The sequence below is a fragment of the Streptomyces sp. NPDC001450 genome, assembly GCF_053597295.1.
This window is the reverse complement of the sequence record NZ_JBSFHY010000010.1, coordinates 205,868-221,498: the sequence shown is the minus strand read 5'-3', so window position 1 is coordinate 221,498 and position 15,631 is coordinate 205,868. Positions and strand designations below refer to the sequence as shown.

The following is a 15,631-nucleotide window of genomic DNA, read 5'->3' as shown; positions in this document are numbered from 1 at the left end:
CTTGTCGCTAAGCGCATCGGGGGTACTGCGCGCTGCGGCTCGGGGGCGGGAGATGCGTACTCGCTGTACGCGCCGCCAAGCTCAGGCTGTCAGCAGGGGTGGGACTGTCAGGCGGAGGCCTGACGGGCCCGGTTGCGGGCGGCGCGGCGCTTCATGGCGCGGCGCTCGTCCTCGCTGAGACCACCCCAGACGCCGGAGTCCTGGCCGGACTCGAGCGCCCACTGCAGGCACTGCTCCATGACGGGGCAGCGACGGCAGACGGCCTTGGCTTCCTCGATCTGCAGCAGCGCAGGACCGGTGTTGCCGATGGGGAAGAAGAGCTCGGGGTCTTCCTCGCGGCAAACGGCGTTGTGACGCCAGTCCATGGCTGCTACCTCTCCTTGGTATTACGTGCAAGTTGCTTGTGAATGTGAACGCTTTCACGAATCCCTCAACAAGTGAAGGGCCGACCGCCAGGTCTTCCCCGGCGTGGTCCTTGGTTTGAAGAGGGGTTCCGGTGATCAGTGGAGGCCGGTGTTGCGGGCCGTCCCGATCGCCACGTAGAGACTCGCAAACCTCAGCGACGGATACAACCCCTTCCGGAAAGTTTTTTTTGATTCCTCGGTGTCGACTGGGTCACAGCCGTACTTCCATGGGGTGGATCCTGGCCTAAACGTTCGAGTGAAAGGACTTTAGCCCGTTCCGCTCACACAATCACACGCAGTGCGCGGCGTACGCCTGTGAACGTCACGCTCGTACGCAGTCCGAGGTGGTCGCCGTCCATCTGAAGGGGGAGGGGGGCCTTCGAATGCAAGGTGAACTGGTCCAGGTCGTGCAGCGAGACCGCATGCCTGCCATGGGGTCCGCGCTCGGGGGACGAAGTGAGCAACTGTGTGCCATACCGGGCAACCGCGGCCGTCGACAGACGGCTGAGACCGAGCACGTCGATGCCTGTATCGAACGACGCCTTAGGTGACGTGTACATCGGGCGATTGCCGAGATACGTCCAAGGGGACGTGTTCGAGACTATGGCGACAACGAGATCGTTGATCGGGTCGGCGCCGGGCCGCTCCAGGGTGATCGCGCCGTGCCGGCGGTTCTGCTCGCCGAGGAACTGCCGGACCACCTGTCGCACGTACAGCGCGTGGGTCGACTTCCTCCCGCGCTCGCGCTGCTGTTCGACCCGGCCGACCACGCCCGCGTCGAAGCCGAGCCCGGCGTTGAAGGTGAACCAGCGGTCCGGCACCGCCTCGTCCTCGGTGCCGGGCGTGCCCGAGGTCAGGCCGAGTCCGACGACCCGCTCGGTTCCGTCGCGCAGCGCGTCCAGCAGGGCGCCGGTGGCCTCGACGGGGTCGTTGGGCAGACCCAGGGCGCGGGCGAAGACGTTGGTCGAGCCGCCGGGGACCACGGCCAGGCCCGGCAGGCGGTCCAGGTCGGGGCCGGCGTGCAGCAGGCCGTTGACGACCTCGTTGACGGTGCCGTCTCCGCCGAGCGCCACGATCAGGTCGATGTCGTCGCTCTCCGCGGCCTGTCGGCCCAGGTCGCGCGCGTGGCCGCGGTACTCGGTGGTGACCGCCTCCAGCTTCATCTCGCTGGCGAGCGCGTGGATCAGCACGTCACGCCTGCGTGCGCTTGTGGTGGTTGCCGCCGGATTGACCACGAGAAGTGCACGCATGGATGGCAGCGTACCTACTGGGGGGTACCCGGCCCAGACCGAGGTAGGGATCCGGTAAGAGACAGGGGCGTGAGCCTGGACACTCGGCACCGCGCTGAACGCGGGGCGGAGGCTGCCGCCGCGGGGTGCGGGGCTACGCTTCTGGCGTGAGCAGTGAGCAGAAATCCGCCCCGGAAACGGCCGAAGCCGCCGAGCCCCGCCCGCGCCGGCTGACGTACGCGGCGGCGCTGGCCGCACTGGAGGGGGCCGCCCTGGTGATCGGCGGCGTCTGGATCCTCGTCCTCGGACTCACGGGTGATCCCGACGACCGGCAGCAGGCCGTGACCGGCGGGATCACCCTGGTGGTGCTCGCGCTGCTGCCGCTGCTGGCCGCGCGCGGTCTGCTGCTCAGGCGCAGCTGGAGCCGTGGCCCCGCCGTCATCACGCAGATCATGGCGCTTCCGGTGGCCTACAACCTGCTCAAGGCCGACAGCATGGCCATCCCGGGCGGCATCGCCCTGGCCGTCGTGGCGATCGCCGCGCTGGTGCTGCTGGTGAACCCGGCGACGACCCAGGCCCTCGGGATCAAGGGACCGGGCCGGGCCGAATAGGGCTCACGCCTTGGGTCTCACTCCTCGACGAGCAGCTTCTCCCGCAGCTGGGCGAGGGTCCGGGCGAGCAGCCGGGAGACGTGCATCTGGGAGATGCCGACCTCCTGCGCGATCTGCGACTGGGTCATGTTCCCGAAGAAGCGCAGCAGCAGGATCCGCTTCTCGCGCGGCGGCAGGTCCTCCAGCAGCGGCTTGAGGGACTCGCGGTACTCCACGCCCTCCAGCGCCTCGTCCTCGGCGCCGAGGGTGTCGGCGACCGCCGGGGACTCGTCGTCGGTGTCGGGGACGTCCAGGGACAGCGTGGAGTACGCGTTGGCGGACTCCAGGCCCTCCAGGACCTCCTCCTCGGAGATGGCCAGCTTCTCGGCCAGCTCGTGGACCGTGGGGGAGCGGCCGTGCTGCTGGGACAGCTCGGCCGTCGCCGTCGTCAGCGCGAGGCGCAGCTCCTGCAGCCGGCGCGGCACGCGGACCGCCCAGCCCTTGTCGCGGAAGTGCCGCTTGATCTCGCCGACGACGGTCGGGGTGGCGTACGTGGAGAACTCCACGCCGCGCTCCGGGTCGAAGCGGTCGACCGACTTGATCAGGCCGATGGTGGCGACCTGGGTGAGGTCGTCCAGCGGCTCGCCGCGGTTGCGGAAGCGGCGCGCCAGGTGCTCGACGAGCGGCAGGTGCATGCGGACCAGCTGGTTGCGCAGCTCCGCGTACTGAGGGCTGCCCTCCCTCAGCTTGCGCAGCTCGATGAACATCGCACGCGCCCCGCTGCGGTCCTGCGGGTCGTGCTGGGTGGCCTGCACGGCCTCCGCGCCCAGCGCGTTGTCCTCGGCGTATCGCTCGTGCTCGCTCATCGTCCCGCCCGTAGCCCTTCCCCGAGCTCTCGCCTCCGCGCGGGCGGCGGATCCGATCCCGCCGCGTCCCTCCGGAGGCGCGCTCTGCACGGCACCGTCGCTGCCGGCCTCAGCGGAGTCCTGCTCCGGGTGCGGCCTGGCCTGCTCGGGGATGCCGTCGATGCCGTCCGCCATGCGTCGGGAACCGTCCGTGGGGCCTCGGTCCCCCGTCGGCAGCTCCCGTGTGCCGCGCTCTTCGTCCCGCACCGGCCCGTCCCCGTTCCTCACGCCGGCCCGGGGCCCGCGCCGCGCTGTTTGTAGAGGCTGATCGACACGGTCTTGTCCTCGTCGACGGCGGACGAGACCTTGCCCGCGAGGGCCGAGAGCACCGTCCAGGCGAAGGTGTCCCGCGAGGGGGCGTGGCCGTCGGTGGTCGGCGCCGACACCGTGACCTCCAGCGAGTCGTCGACGAGCCGGAAGACACAGCTGAGCACGGAGCCGGGCACGGCCTGCTGCAGCAGGATCGCGCAGGCCTCGTCCACGGCGATGCGCAGGTCCTCGATCTCGTCCAGGGTGAAGTCCAAGCGGGCCGCAAGACCGGCCGTGGCCGTCCGCAGCACCGACAGGTAGGCACCCGCAGCCGGCAGCCGGACTTCCACGAAGTCCTGGGTCGCGGGCTCGCCTGCGATCTGGGACACCCTCACCTCCATGGTGGTACAAGCTTTACGGGGCCGAGGGTCGCCCCCCGGGTTAACGCATACATGGTTCCGCGGTGACGCTATCGCGCTCCGAACGGTCCTGTCCCGGGACCCCAACCCCCTGGCGTCACTCACAGTAAAGCTGTGGATACGCTCCGTGTCTAGAGGGTTTGTGGGCCCAAATGGGAAGAGCACGCGCCGGGTTGACGTACCCCGGTGTCAGACGCTCGAACCGTCCGCGTCCGCGGCCGTATGCCGTATCAGTGCAGTGTCACACGAGAACGTGGTCGACGAAGCACCACCGCCAGTCCTCGCCGGGTTCGTAGGTCCGCATGACCGGGTGACCGGACGTCTCGTGGTGCTCCGTCGCGTGTCTGCCGGGCGAGGAGTCGCAGCAGCCGACGTGGCCACAGGACAGGCAGAGCCGCAGCTGCACCGGGTGCGTTCCGCGCGCGAGACACTCCGGGCAGGTCTCGCTCAGCGGCTCCGGCTCGGGGTGCGGCAGCGCGTCGGAGTGCGTGCACTGTTTCATGATTGCCAGATTACGACGGGTGTGCGGGTGGCCGCGCGGAAAATCGAGGGTGGGCGAGGAGCATGGACGTGATGCCGCTGCTGTTGCTGGTGGCGGGCAGTGCCGCGGTGGCGGGGGCCGCCCGGCGCACCCCGGTGTCGGCGCCGCTGCTGCTGGTCGCGGTCGGCCTGGCGGTCTCCTACGTCCCCGGGGTGCCGGACTACACCCTCGACCCCAAGATCGTCCTGCCGCTGCTGCTGCCCCCGCTGCTGTACACCTCGGCGACCGACAGCTCGTACCTCGACCTGCGGGCCCAGGTCAGGCCCGTGGCGCTGCTGTCGGTGGGCTACGTGCTCTTCGCGACCGTCGCCGTCGGCTGGGCAGCCTATGTGCTCATCCCCGGGATGCCGCTGACCGCCGCCCTGGTGCTGGGTGCGGTGGTGGCGCCGCCGGACGCGGTGGCCGCCACGGCGGTCGCGCGCCGGGTCGGCCTGCCGTCCCGGATCACGACGGTCCTGCAGGGCGAGTCGCTGCTGAACGACGCCACCGCGATCACCGCCTACAAGGTGGCCGTCGCCGCGGTCGTCGGCGAGAGCGCCACCTGGGCGGGCGGGATCCGCGAGTTCCTGCTCGCGGCGGTCGGCGGTGTCGGTGTCGGGCTCGTCCTCATGGCGCCCCTGCACTGGCTGCGCACGCACCTGAAGGAACCCCTCCTGCAGAACACCCTCTCCCTGCTGATCCCGTTCGTCGCCTACGGCGTCGCCGAGCAGCTGCACGCCTCCGGGGTCCTCGCGGTCGTGGTCGTCGCCCTCTACCTGGGGCACCGCGCGTGGGAGGTCGACTTCGCCACCCGGCTGCAGGAGGAGGCGGTATGGAAGATGGTCGCCTTCATCCTGGAGTCGGCCGTCTTCGCCCTGATCGGCCTGCAGCTGCCGGTGGTCCTCAAGGGGCTCGGGGGATACGAGGGCGCCAAGGCGACCTGGTACGCCGTCGCCCTCTTCCTCGTCGTCGTCCTCGCCCGGTTCGTCTGGGTGTACCCGGGGACCTTCCTGCCCCGCCTGCTGTCGGCACGCATCAGGGAACGCGAGGAGAACCCCACCTGGCGGGGCGCGATGGTCACCTCCTGGGCCGGCATGCGCGGTGTGGTCTCCCTGGCCATCGCCTTCTCCATCCCCATAGCGCACGACGGCCACCCCTTCCCGCAGCGCAATCTGATCCTCTTCCTGACCTTCACCACCGTCATCGGCACCCTGGTCGTGCAGGGCCTGTCCCTGCCCCCGCTGATCCGTCTGCTGAAGTTCCCCGGCCACGACCGGCAGGCCGAGACGCTCGCCGAGGCCAACGCCCAGGCGCAGGCCTCCCGGGCCGCGGAGAACCGTCTGGACGAACTCCTCTCCGACGAGAGCAACGCCCTGCCCCCGCCGCTCGCCGACCGCCTGCGCACGGTCCTGGAGCGCCGCCGCAACGCCGTCTGGGAGCGCCTCGGCCAGGTCAACCCCGTCACCGGCGAGTCCGTGGACGACACCTACCGCCGCCTGTCCCGCGAGATGATCGGTGCCGAACGCGAGGTCTTCGTCCGCCTCCGCGACCACCGCTACATCGACGACGAGATGCTCCGCGCCCTGCTCCGCAGACTCGACCTGGAGGAGGCGGCGGCTTACCGGGAGGCGGGCTAGCCAGGGCCTGTCCCGCCGGTCAACGTGTGGACGACGCCCCAGCGGGCAGGTCCGGGGTCTGCGGGAAGGGGCGGCCGGTGACGACTGCCGCGATCGTCGTCCCGTGTGCGAAGGCGCCTTCCTCGGCCAGGGCGACAAGCCCGTACAGCAACTTGGCGACATAGAGACGTTCGACGGGTAGGCCGTGGCGCTGCTCGAAGTGCTCGGCGAAGGCGTCGAGTTCGGGGGTCGTGCGGGCGTAGCCGCCGAAGTGGAAGCGGTCGTTCAGGGACCAGGTGCCGGTGCGGGTGCCGAAGGTGCGCTCCTGGAGGGTCTGTATGTCGGTCTCCAGGAAGCCGCCCTTCAGGACCGGTATGCCCAGCGCGCGCTGTCCGGGGGCCAGGCCGGCGGCGAGTCCGGCGAGGGTGCCGCCGGTGCCGCAGGCCACCGCGACGACGTCGGCGCGGTGGCGCAGCTCCTCGCCGAGGGCCCGGCAGCCGCGTACGGCGGCGGCGTTGCTGCCGCCCTCGGGGACGACGTACGCCCCCTCGGCGCCGGCCTCGCGCAGGATCGCGGCCAGGGTCTCCGGCTCGCTCTTGAGCCGGTACGTCGATCTGTCGATGAAGTGCAGCCGCATGCCGTCGGCCGCGCAGCGGGACAGGGACGGGTTGAACGGGCGGTCGGCCAGCTCCTGGCCGCGGACCACGCCGACCGTGGGCAGACCGAGGAGGCGGCCCGCGGCGGCGGTGGCCCGCAGGTGGTTGGAGTACGCCCCGCCGAAGGTGACCAGCTCCCGCCCCGCCGCCGCCTCGAGGTTCGGCACCAGCTTGCGCCACTTGTTGCCGATCAGCTCAGGGTGGATCAGGTCGTCCCGCTTGAGCAGCAGACGGAGGCCGTGCCGGGCGAACCGGTCGTCCCGGATGTCCACAAGGGGGGACGGGAGGTGCGGGGCGAGCGGGTCGGTGCTGGTCACGGCCTCATTGTCGCCCCGTGCCGCGCCGGTCCGGCAACAGCACCTACGCCTTCAGGCGCTCCTCGACCCGATCCCGCAGCCACGCCATCGAGAAGCCGCGCGGGTCCACCTTGCCCGGCTGCCACTCCAGGTGGCCGATGACCGAGCGCTCCGTCCAGCCGTGATGGCGGCACACCGCCGCGGCGGCGCGCACGATCGCGTCCAGCTGCGCCTCGGGCCAGGGATCCTCGCCGTCGCCCAGGTTCTCGCACTCGAAGCCGTAGAAGTGCCGGTTGCCGTCGGTGTTCACCTCGTTCTCCGGCGGCAGCCGCTTCTCGGCGATCACCGCGCGCAGGACGTCGTCGTCGCCGAGGCCGGCGTGGTTGGCGCGGCCGTAGCCGACCAGATGGACCGCGCCGTCCTTGGTGATCACCCCATGGCACAGCGGGCCCGGCAGCTCCGCGTGGCCGGCCCGGCAGAGCTCCACGGTGTGGGCGCTGCCGCGGGTCACCGTGTGGTGGATCATCACGCCGTGGACGGGACCCCAGGGGCCCTTGTGATTGCGGTTGTGGGTCTGCCAGTCGCCGACCTCGACGACCTCGACGCCCTCCGCCCGAAGCGCGTCCAGGAACCCGTTCGCGGACATGGGTGGGGCCATGACCGCCTCCTTCGTGCTGTGCCCGGTGGCCGCGGGGCGCGGCCCTGTCGTACCGCTTGCTTCTACCGAAACCGGACGTCCCGGACTACATCGTTCGCACGCTGTGCGAGCCGATCCGGACAGGCCGTGCGAGCGCGGGGCACTGGACAGGGTCCCTCTTTCTGCCCAGTAGTCCGATGATCCAGTCCCGCTCTTTCGGGTAATGGTGCGAGTACTCTCCGTGATGGAAGGCTCGCTCGTGAGACCGGTGTGCGATTCGGCGCCGGACATACATGAGAGGGCATTTTCTTATGTCGGTAGGCGAAGAGGTCCGCACGGAGCAGGGCAAGCCGCAGCAGTCTCTCGGCACGGCGGCAGCGCGGAACCTGGCCACCACGACCAAGTCCGCCCCGCAGATGCAGGAGATCACCTCCCGCTGGCTGCTGCGGACGCTGCCCTGGGTGGATGTGCAGGGCGGCACGTACCGGGTGAACCGGCGGCTCACGTTCGCCGTCGGCGACGGCCGCATCACCTTCGTGAAGACCGGGGACCAGGTGGAGGTGATCCCCGCCGAACTGGGCGAACTCCCGGCGCTGCGGTCGTACGACGACCAGGAGGTGCTGACCGAGCTGGCCCGGCGCTGCCGGCAGCGGGACTTCGCGCCCGGTGAGGTCATCGCCTCCTTCGGCAACCAGACCGACAGGGTGTACCTGCTGGCCCACGGCAGGGTCGAGAAGATCGGCACGGGCCCGTACGGCGGCGACGCGGTCCTCGGCGTCCTCGCCGACGGCGCCTACTTCGGCGAGGCGGCACTGCTGGACCCGGACGCCATCTGGGAGTACACGGCCCGCGCGGACACCGCGTGCACGGTGCTGATCCTCGCCCGCCAGGACTTCGAGCAGGTCGCGGAGCGCTCCGACTCGCTGCGCGAACACGTCCGGCAGCTGCGCGCGCTCCCGGAGCAGCGGACCAACAAGTACGGCGAGAAGGAGGTCGCGCTGGCAGCCGGCCACAGTGGCGAGCCGGAGATCCCGCACACCTTCGTCGACTACGAGGCCCGGCCGCGCGAGTACGAGCTGAGCATCGCCCAGACCGTGCTGCGCATCCACACGCGCGTGGCCGACCTGTACAACCAGCCGATGAACCAGACCGAGCACCAGCTGCGGCTCACGGTCGAGGCACTGAAGGAGCGTCAGGAGCACGAGCTGATCAACAACCGCGAGTTCGGGCTGCTGAACAACTGCGAGTACGACCAGCGGCTCCAGCCGCACGACGGCGTGCCCAGCCCGGACGACATGGACGAGCTGCTCAGCCGCCGGCGCGGCACCAGGCTCTTCCTCGCCCACCCACGCGCGATCGCCGCGTTCGGGCGCGAGCTGAACAAGCGCGGACTGGTCCCGGAAACCGTCGAGATCGGCGGCAACCGCATCCCCACCTGGCGCGGTGTGCCGATCTACCCGTGCAACAAGATCCCCGTCACCCCGGAGCGCACGACCTCGATCATCGCCATGCGTACCGGCGAGGACGAGCAGGGTGTCATCGGCCTGCGGCAGTCCGGCATCCCGGACGAGATCGAGCCGAGCCTGTCCGTACGCTTCATGGGCATCAACGAGCAGGCCGTCATCAACTACCTGGTGACCGCGTACTACTCGGCCGCCGTCCTGGTGCCCGACGCACTCGGTGTGCTGGAGAACGTCGAGATCGGCCGGTGGAGGTGACGTTTCCGCACTTCGCGGCCGTGTTCCCGCCCTCCGGGGTGGGTACACCCCCGGGGTGTGCGTCCAGCCGGAGCGGAAGCACCACCGTCCGCGGACCGCGCGAGGGGGACTCATGGCCGAGTTCATGACGCAGATCAGACAGCGTTCACCCGCGCCGGGTGAACGCCGGGGGCCGGCCGCAGACGCCGGAGCCGGTCCGCTCGACGGGCAGGAGGCGGCCGCGCTGCTGGAGCGGACCCGGGCCGTCGTCGACCCGCAGCTGCGTGCGGCGGTCGAGTCGCTGCCCGGCTCGATGCGCCGGATCGCGCTCTACCACTTCGGGTGGGAGCACGCGGACGGCACTCCGGCGGCGGGCCACGCGGGCAAGGCCATCAGGCCCGCGCTGGTCCTCGCCGCGGCCGCCGCGCTCGGCGGCCCGCGGGCGCGGACGGCGGCCGTGCGGGCGGCCGTGGCGGTCGAACTGGTCCACAACTTCACGCTGCTGCACGACGACGTGATGGACCGCGACACCTCCCGCAGGCACCGGCCCACGGTCTGGACCGTCTTCGGTGACGCGGACGCCATCCTCGCCGGGGACGCCCTGCAGGCGCTGGCCCTGCGGCTGCTCGCCGAGGATCCGCACCCCGCCTCGGGCGCGGCCGCGGTCCGGCTCGCCGACTGCGTCGTGGAGCTGTGCGCCGGACAGCACACCGACACGGCCATGGAGCGGCGCGCGCCGGACGAGGTCACCCTCGACGAGGCGCTCGCCATGGCCGAGGCCAAGACCGGCGCGCTGCTGGGCTGCGCCTGCGCGCTCGGCGCGCTCTACGCGGGCGCCGGTGCGCAGGACGTGGCGGCGCTGGACGGCTTCGGCCGCCAGGCGGGGCTCGCCTTCCAGCTGATCGACGACGTGATCGGCATATGGGGGGACCCGCAGCGCACCGGCAAGCCGGCCGGCGCGGATCTCGCGGTCCGCAAGAAGTCCCTGCCGGTGGTGGCCGCGCTCGCGTCCGGCACCCCGGCGGCGGCGGAACTCGCCGCGCTGTACGGGAAGCCGTACGTGAAGGGGGAGTCCGGGGACGGCGGGGAGATCGCGCGCACGGCTCTCGCCGTCGAGCAGGCCGGCGGCCGGGACTGGGCGCAGGCCGAGGCGGCCGACCGGATGGCCCGAGCCATGCAGGAGCTGGTTCGCGCCGTGCCCGCGCCGGAGGCGGCCGGCGGTCTGCTGGCCATGGCCGAGTTCGTGACCCGGCGCAGCGGTTGAGGCCGCCGTGACACGCGGCCGGTAAGGACCCCGGAGCCACCGGGACCGTGCGGTCCTGACCCCGCACGACCTCCCGGGGGCTCCGGCCGGAGGGCCCCGCACATCCCCACGGCGTGCGGGGCCCGCCCACTGCCCGGGCGGGGGCGTTCTCGCTGCCGGCGGGTGCCGCTCTCCGGGGGCGCGGGCGCCGCCCCGGCCGCACGACCGCTTCGTGGACGTGACCGCCGCTGCCGGCGGCCCGCCGACCACCCTGGTGAGCTGTCCCGGCGCGTGGTCCGCTGTGCTACCCCTCGGGCACGATCGTCGTCACGATCCTGTCGACCAGCCCCTCCGGCACGCTCACGCCGTCCAGGACTCCGTCCAGGACGCCCGGCAGGGTCAGGTGTTCCAGGATGAGGCCGAGCATCGCGAGGTACAGCACGGTGACGGTCTCGTCGCCGCCGGGCAGGCCGGACTGCCGGTGGAACCCGATGCCCTGCTCCAGGTCCCCGCGCACCGACTTGGTGAAGGAGGCCCGCAGTTCGGGGCGCCGGGTGGCCTCCAGCCGCATCTCCAGCAGGGCCAGGTAGCCGGTCCGGTCGCGGGTCGCCCGGTCCATGATGTCCTGCATGAAGGCCCTGACCAGGGAACGGTCGCGGGGTCGGCACAGCAGCGCCTCCGTCACCTCCGGATCCGGTGCGAGCCGTACGTGCAGCCGGGCGTCGATCTGGCGGAGCAGGTCCTCGCGGCCGGTGAAGTAGTTGGAGGCGGTACCGGTGGGCACGCCCGCCTCGCCGTCCACCGCGCGGAACGTCAGCCCGCGCGCGCCCTCCCGCGCCAGCACCGCGATCCCGGCGTCCACCAGCGCCGCCCGCCGTTCCGGATTGCCCGCCATGCGGAATCCCTTCTCCTACTTGTCCTCGGTACCGACAGCATCCCGGAAAAAGCTTGCCACCACTACGGATGGAGTACTACAACTGAAGCACTACAAGCGGAGTGGTTGACCGATCGCCCCGCAGCCTACGGAAAGAGACCGGCTTGCGAAAGCTCTCGTACTTCATCGCCTGCTCGCTCGACGGCTTCATCGGCGACGAGCACGGCGACGCCACCGCGATGCTCCGCTTCCTGGACGAGGAGTACCTCGGCTTCCTCAAGGCGGAGTTCGCGGAGACCCTGCCCACCCACGCCCGCCGGCAGCTCGGCCTGGACCACCTGGAGAACCGGCGGTTCGACACCGTCATCCAGGGCCGGGCCAGCTACGAGCTGGCGCTGAAGGACGGCATCACCAGCCCCTACGCCCACTTGCGCGAGTACGTCGCCTCGCGCACCCTGGGCACCTCGCCCGACCCGCACGTCGAGATCATCGACGGCGATCTGACCGGCCGGGTCCGCGAACTCAAGGCGGAGGACGGCGGGTTGGACATCTACCTGTGCGGCGGCTCCCAGCTCGCGGGAGCACTGCTCGACGAGATCGACGAACTCGTCATCAAGACCTACCCGCTCGTCTACGGCACCGGCATGCCGATGTTCGGCACGGGCCTCGACATCAAGGAGTTCGGCCTGGACTCGGTGCGGACCTTCGGCAACGGCGTGCTCGTGCGGTCGTACCGCAGGAAGCGCTGAACCCACGCCCGCCCTACCCTGGGGGCATGGACAGCGAAGAGCACGTCTGTCCCGTCTGCGGACAACCTGTCGACACGGTCGTCCGGCGGCACAAGACGCTGGGCATCTGGGTGCCGGTGTGGGGCCCCGGCCCCTGCCACAACCCGAAGTGCGCGGCCCGCGCCGACCTCGCCGCCGGACAGGAGCACCCCGCCCCGCAGGACTCCGCCGCGAAGGAGTCCTGAGCCCGTGTCGAGAATCCCGGCCCGGCTCCGGCGTCCCCTGTGAGAGCCGCCCGCAGGAGACGGCCCCGAGCCGAAGGAGCGGACCGTGAAGTACCTGGTGATGGTGCAGGGCACGCAGGCGGACTACGACGCGATGGCCGGCCAGCCTTCCGCGCACGCCCCGTCCTGGACCGAGGCGGAGCTCAAGGCCATGTACCTGTACATGGGCGCGATCAGCGACAGCCTCGCCGAGTCCGGCGAACTCGTCGACGCCCAGGGCCTGGCCGAGCCCGCCCGGACCCGGCTGGTCGCGCGCGGCAAGGACGGCCGGACCGTGATCACCGACGGCCCGTACGGCGAGACGGAGGAGCTGTTGGCCGGCTACTGGGTGGTGGACTGCGCGAGCCTGGACCGGGTCACCGAGATCGCCGAGCGCGTCACCCGCTGCCCCGGCCCCGAGGGCCTGACCGACTACCCCGTCGTGATCCGGCCCCTCATGGGCGGTGCCGGGGACATCTGCGCCCAATGACCGGCCCGGCCGGCACCGAGGACCTGCTGCGCCGGCACGCTCCCGCCCGCCGCCCGACCACCGCCCCTCAGCGACCGCTTCGCGCGGCCCCTGTCCTCTGGCCCTCGGCGCACCGGTGCGGCGGCACGGGCACTTCGACACGGCCGAGGACGCCGTTCAGGAACCACCTGCGAACGAGCGCGGCCCGGCTGAGGCCGTAGCGTGGCCGCATGCCGAAACTTCCGCCCATCGTCCACATCACCGAGCGCTCCCTGTGGGAGGCGGCCCGCGAACGCGGCACCTACGAGGTGTCCACCCGTGGCCGCACCCTCCAGGAAGAAGGGTTCATCCACTTCTCCACCCGCGACCAACTCCCGCGCATCGCGGCTCTCCTGTACGGCGACTACGAGGGCCCCGACGAGCTGGTGGTGCTGGTAGTGGACCCGGCCCTGCTCGGTGTGCCGCTGAAGCACGAGGCCATGCCGCCGAACGGCGAGGAGTTCCCGCACGTGTACGGGCCGGTGCCGGTCGAGGCGGTGGTGGACGTGGAGGCCTGGGGGTGAGCGAACAGGGGGGTGCGCGCCGCCGCCGGTTATGGCGCCGGGCCGTCTGCGCCTGGGCCGTGGCGCTGGTCGCCGGGGGCCGGCTCACCCTGTGGCTCCGGGATTCGGTCCGGCCGCAGGGGTCGTACGGGAGGGAGAACGGGGACGGGACGACGCCGCGGAATGCGTACGGCGGCACGCCCCGTCCGCTCCACGGGACGACGGGCGACGCCGCGTGCCCGTCCGGCCCGGAGCCCGAGCCGACGCAGGAGCCGGGTCGGACGGCCGTCGCCTGCCTGTACGTGACTACGAATCGCCGACCGCCGCCGGCAGCCCGCCCGTCTCGGGGTCCCGGCCGGTCAGGCAGTACGTGCCGCCTGCCGGGTCACGCATCACCGCCCAGTGCCGGCCCTGGTGGACGCGGACAGCGCCCAGTCGCTCGTGCCGGGCCCGGGTCGCCTCGATGTCCGCGCAGGCCAGGTCCAGGTGTGCGGAGGCCGGGCGTTCGTCGTCGAGCCGCTGGAGCAGGATCCGGACGGGCAGGCCCGCGGGCGGCCTGAGCACCCGGAACTCCGGCAGGGAACCCGCCAGCAACTCCCAGCCGGTCAGCGCGGCCCAGAACGCGGTCTCCGTGTCGTACACCGAGGGCGGGATGTCCAGGCACACCTGGTCCAGGCGGCTGCCCTCGACCACCGGCGGCCGTACCCTCTCGCCGTCCCAGGCTCCGACGCAGAACGACTGCCCGCCGGGCGAGCGGAGCACGGACCAGTCACCGTGCTCGGCGACCAGGCCCGCGCCGAGGCGGGCGGCCGTCTCCACGAACGCTCGCACGTTGTCGACGAAGAGGTCGAGATGGGCCCCGCCGTCCCCGTCGAGGGTGCCCTGGAGCTTCACGCAGGGGTCCGCCCCGTCCGGCAGCAGCGTCACGAACTCCTGTCGCTCGCCCCGGAATTCGGACAACCGGGTGCCCGTGACGGCTGTCCAGAAGGCGCGGGCCTCGGCGAGGCGGGCGGCGGGGCGGTCGACGAAGGCGTAGGTCCAGCGGATGGTGTTCATGGCGGGGATCGTAGGCAGCCGTCCCCGCCACGCCGGGGGAATTTCAGTCCGCGGGCCGCTGCAGGAACCGCAGCATGTTCCCGGCCGGGTCCCGGAAGGCGCAGTCGCGGACCCCGTACGGCTGGTCCGTCGGCTCCTGGAGCACGTCGCCGCCGGCCTCCCGGACCCGCTCGTACAGCGCGTCGCAGTCCTCGGTGGTGAAGATGACCCCGCGCAGCAGACCCTTGGCGAGCAGCTCGGCGATCGCCTGCTTGTCGGCCGGGGAGATGTCCGGGCTCGCGCCGGGCGGCTCCAGCACGATCTCCACGTCCGGCTGGAGCGGCGAGCCCACGGTGACCCACCGCATCCCCTCGAAGCCCACGTCGTTGCGGACCTCCATGCCGAGCACGTCACAGTAGAAGTGGAGCGCCTTGTCGTGGTCGTCCACGGCGATGAAGCACTGCTTGAGTTTCAGGTCCATGGCTTCACGCTAGGGCCAGACGCGTCCGGCCGCTTCAGTACGGCCGACGGCGCGGGCGGGTGAACGTACGGGCCACACAGGACGGGATCACCGCGCTCTCCTCGTGCGGGCGGGCCCGGTAGGCGCTCGGCGTCTCGCCGACCAGCTCGGTGAACCGGGAGCTGAAGGAGCCGAGGGAGGTACAGCCGACGGCGAAGCACACCTCGGTCACGGTGAGGTCGCCGCGGCGCAGCAACGCCTTGGCCCGCTCGACCCGGCGGGTCATCAGATAGCTGTACGGCGTCTCCCCGTACGCCTTGCGGAAGCTGCGCTGGAAGTGGCCGGGCGACATGTGGGCGCCACGGGCCAGCTCGGTCATGTCGAGCGGCTCGGCGTACTCGCGGTCCATGCGGTCGCGCACCCGCCGCAGCCGTACCAGGTCGTCCAGAGTCACCTCTCCAGCTTGGCACAGAGCGTCTTCGGCCCGCCCGGAACGCAGCCCGAAGGGGCCCTCCCGGCCACCGGGCCGGCTCCCCTCTCGCCTTCTGTCCGGATGAAGAAGCCCGCACCCGCTCCGGGAGGGACGCCGGTGTCCGGCGGGCCTGGGAGCGGGTGGGGTCAGGGACCGCGCGGAACGCTGACGTCCGCCTGTCCGGCGCTGGAGTTGTCGGATCAGATGTAGGGCAGGTGCAGGGTTGACCGGCTTCCGGTGCCGAGGGTGGTGGGGGCGTTGCCGAGGGCGTTCCAGGTCTTGATCTGGACGGTTCCGTTGTTCAGGTCGCAGGGTGTGCCGGTTGTG

19 protein-coding genes are annotated in these 15,631 nt (G+C 71.5%); 8 read left to right on the top strand and 11 right to left on the bottom strand.

The annotated features are described in order from the left end of the window. Window positions 1–107: 107 nt before the first annotated feature. On the bottom strand, window positions 108–365 hold the full coding sequence (locus tag ACWC5O_RS14080; protein ID WP_016639615.1) for a WhiB family transcriptional regulator: 258 nt from the start codon (window positions 363–365) through the stop codon (window positions 108–110). Window positions 366–685: 320 nt separating this feature from the next. Then, entirely contained in the window at window positions 686–1,654 is a 969-nt protein-coding gene (locus ACWC5O_RS14075) for a diacylglycerol/lipid kinase family protein (protein ID WP_450580928.1), read from the bottom strand. A gap of 146 nt (window positions 1,655–1,800) precedes the next feature. On the opposite strand from ACWC5O_RS14075, the gene ACWC5O_RS14070 reads away from it, so the two are divergent. Beyond that, the gene (locus ACWC5O_RS14070) at window positions 1,801–2,244 is read left to right on the top strand and encodes a hypothetical protein (protein ID WP_450580927.1); all 444 of its coding nucleotides are present in this window, start codon (window positions 1,801–1,803) and stop codon (window positions 2,242–2,244) included. A 17-nt stretch (window positions 2,245–2,261) separates the two neighbouring features. Here the strand turns inward: ACWC5O_RS14070 and ACWC5O_RS14065 are convergent, their stop codons facing one another. The 3 genes from ACWC5O_RS14065 to ACWC5O_RS14055 all read right to left on the bottom strand — a co-directional run bounded on the left by ACWC5O_RS14065 (window position 2,262) and on the right by ACWC5O_RS14055 (window position 4,298). Continuing rightward, window positions 2,262–3,356: an RNA polymerase sigma factor SigF gene (locus ACWC5O_RS14065; RefSeq protein ID WP_450580926.1), complete on the bottom strand. Its 1,095-nt coding sequence runs from the start codon at window positions 3,354–3,356 to the stop codon at window positions 2,262–2,264. Further along, window positions 3,353–3,766 (bottom strand): ATP-binding protein, encoded by a 414-nt coding sequence (locus tag ACWC5O_RS14060; RefSeq protein ID WP_004925829.1) that lies wholly within the window; start codon window positions 3,764–3,766, stop codon window positions 3,353–3,355. Before ACWC5O_RS14060 ends, ACWC5O_RS14065 begins: the two co-directional genes overlap by 4 nt. A gap of 271 nt (window positions 3,767–4,037) precedes the next feature. Next, the gene (locus ACWC5O_RS14055) at window positions 4,038–4,298 is read right to left on the bottom strand and encodes a UBP-type zinc finger domain-containing protein (RefSeq protein WP_386578263.1); all 261 of its coding nucleotides are present in this window, start codon (window positions 4,296–4,298) and stop codon (window positions 4,038–4,040) included. Window positions 4,299–4,360: 62 nt separating this feature from the next. On the opposite strand from ACWC5O_RS14055, the gene ACWC5O_RS14050 reads away from it, so the two are divergent. After that, a complete protein-coding gene (locus ACWC5O_RS14050; RefSeq protein WP_450580925.1) occupies window positions 4,361–5,953 on the top strand; it encodes a Na+/H+ antiporter in 1,593 nt (530 codons plus the stop codon). Between the two features lie 19 nt (window positions 5,954–5,972). Here ACWC5O_RS14050 and ACWC5O_RS14045 read toward each other — a convergent pair whose 3' ends face one another. Next, window positions 5,973–6,905 carry a 1-aminocyclopropane-1-carboxylate deaminase/D-cysteine desulfhydrase gene (locus ACWC5O_RS14045; RefSeq protein WP_450580924.1) on the bottom strand — a complete coding sequence of 311 codons (933 nt, stop codon included), beginning with the start codon at window positions 6,903–6,905 and terminating at the stop codon, window positions 5,973–5,975. Between the two features lie 43 nt (window positions 6,906–6,948). After that, window positions 6,949–7,542, bottom strand: coding sequence for an N-acetylmuramoyl-L-alanine amidase (locus ACWC5O_RS14040; protein WP_450580923.1), 594 nt, complete (start codon window positions 7,540–7,542; stop codon window positions 6,949–6,951). 290 nt (window positions 7,543–7,832) lie between these two features. Between ACWC5O_RS14040 and ACWC5O_RS14035 the strand changes: the two genes are divergently transcribed. Beyond that, window positions 7,833–9,239, top strand: coding sequence for a family 2B encapsulin nanocompartment shell protein (locus ACWC5O_RS14035; protein ID WP_450580922.1), 1,407 nt, complete (start codon window positions 7,833–7,835; stop codon window positions 9,237–9,239). A 112-nt stretch (window positions 9,240–9,351) separates the two neighbouring features. Next, window positions 9,352–10,482: a family 2 encapsulin nanocompartment cargo protein polyprenyl transferase gene (locus ACWC5O_RS14030; RefSeq protein WP_450580921.1), complete on the top strand. Its 1,131-nt coding sequence runs from the start codon at window positions 9,352–9,354 to the stop codon at window positions 10,480–10,482. A 283-nt stretch (window positions 10,483–10,765) separates the two neighbouring features. Here the strand turns inward: ACWC5O_RS14030 and ACWC5O_RS14025 are convergent, their stop codons facing one another. Next, on the bottom strand, window positions 10,766–11,356 hold the full coding sequence (locus tag ACWC5O_RS14025) for a TetR/AcrR family transcriptional regulator (protein WP_450580920.1): 591 nt from the start codon (window positions 11,354–11,356) through the stop codon (window positions 10,766–10,768). A 143-nt stretch (window positions 11,357–11,499) separates the two neighbouring features. Here ACWC5O_RS14025 and ACWC5O_RS14020 point away from each other — a divergent pair, with 143 nt between their 5' ends. From ACWC5O_RS14020 to ACWC5O_RS14005, 4 genes are all read left to right on the top strand, one after another. Continuing rightward, window positions 11,500–12,084 carry a dihydrofolate reductase family protein gene (locus ACWC5O_RS14020; RefSeq protein ID WP_450580919.1) on the top strand — a complete coding sequence of 195 codons (585 nt, stop codon included), beginning with the start codon at window positions 11,500–11,502 and terminating at the stop codon, window positions 12,082–12,084. A gap of 26 nt (window positions 12,085–12,110) precedes the next feature. Further along, window positions 12,111–12,308 carry a hypothetical protein gene (locus ACWC5O_RS14015; protein WP_450580918.1) on the top strand — a complete coding sequence of 66 codons (198 nt, stop codon included), beginning with the start codon at window positions 12,111–12,113 and terminating at the stop codon, window positions 12,306–12,308. Window positions 12,309–12,393: 85 nt separating this feature from the next. Beyond that, complete coding sequence (locus ACWC5O_RS14010) at window positions 12,394–12,816, top strand: YciI family protein (RefSeq protein WP_450580917.1); 423 nt, start codon at window positions 12,394–12,396, stop codon at window positions 12,814–12,816. 209 nt (window positions 12,817–13,025) lie between these two features. Then, complete coding sequence (locus tag ACWC5O_RS14005) at window positions 13,026–13,358, top strand: DUF952 domain-containing protein (RefSeq protein WP_450580916.1); 333 nt, start codon at window positions 13,026–13,028, stop codon at window positions 13,356–13,358. A gap of 285 nt (window positions 13,359–13,643) precedes the next feature. Here the strand turns inward: ACWC5O_RS14005 and ACWC5O_RS14000 are convergent, their stop codons facing one another. From ACWC5O_RS14000 to ACWC5O_RS13990, 3 genes are read right to left on the bottom strand one after another with little or no spacing between them, the layout of a single operon-like run. Further along, window positions 13,644–14,393 (bottom strand): VOC family protein, encoded by a 750-nt coding sequence (locus ACWC5O_RS14000; RefSeq protein ID WP_450580915.1) that lies wholly within the window; start codon window positions 14,391–14,393, stop codon window positions 13,644–13,646. 43 nt (window positions 14,394–14,436) lie between these two features. Beyond that, entirely contained in the window at window positions 14,437–14,853 is a 417-nt protein-coding gene (locus ACWC5O_RS13995; protein ID WP_450580914.1) for a VOC family protein, read from the bottom strand. 34 nt (window positions 14,854–14,887) lie between these two features. Next, on the bottom strand, window positions 14,888–15,286 hold the full coding sequence (locus tag ACWC5O_RS13990; protein WP_450580913.1) for a helix-turn-helix transcriptional regulator: 399 nt from the start codon (window positions 15,284–15,286) through the stop codon (window positions 14,888–14,890). Window positions 15,287–15,631: the final 345 nt, after the last annotated feature.

Coding starts and splice junctions, on each gene's coding strand:
- ACWC5O_RS14080 (WP_016639615.1), bottom strand. CDS start 365: ATGGACTGGCGTCACAACGCCGTTTGCCGCGAGGAAGACCCCGAGCTC.
- ACWC5O_RS14075 (WP_450580928.1), bottom strand. CDS start 1,654: ATGCGTGCACTTCTCGTGGTCAATCCGGCGGCAACCACCACAAGCGCA.
- ACWC5O_RS14055 (WP_386578263.1), bottom strand. CDS start 4,298: ATGAAACAGTGCACGCACTCCGACGCGCTGCCGCACCCCGAGCCGGAG.
- ACWC5O_RS14050 (WP_450580925.1), top strand. CDS start 4,361: ATGGACGTGATGCCGCTGCTGTTGCTGGTGGCGGGCAGTGCCGCGGTG.
- ACWC5O_RS14040 (WP_450580923.1), bottom strand. CDS start 7,542: ATGGCCCCACCCATGTCCGCGAACGGGTTCCTGGACGCGCTTCGGGCG.
- ACWC5O_RS14035 (WP_450580922.1), top strand. CDS start 7,833: ATGTCGGTAGGCGAAGAGGTCCGCACGGAGCAGGGCAAGCCGCAGCAG.
- ACWC5O_RS14030 (WP_450580921.1), top strand. CDS start 9,352: ATGGCCGAGTTCATGACGCAGATCAGACAGCGTTCACCCGCGCCGGGT.
- ACWC5O_RS14025 (WP_450580920.1), bottom strand. CDS start 11,356: ATGGCGGGCAATCCGGAACGGCGGGCGGCGCTGGTGGACGCCGGGATC.
- ACWC5O_RS14015 (WP_450580918.1), top strand. CDS start 12,111: ATGGACAGCGAAGAGCACGTCTGTCCCGTCTGCGGACAACCTGTCGAC.
- ACWC5O_RS14005 (WP_450580916.1), top strand. CDS start 13,026: ATGCCGAAACTTCCGCCCATCGTCCACATCACCGAGCGCTCCCTGTGG.
- ACWC5O_RS14000 (WP_450580915.1), bottom strand. CDS start 14,393: ATGAACACCATCCGCTGGACCTACGCCTTCGTCGACCGCCCCGCCGCC.
- ACWC5O_RS13995 (WP_450580914.1), bottom strand. CDS start 14,853: ATGGACCTGAAACTCAAGCAGTGCTTCATCGCCGTGGACGACCACGAC.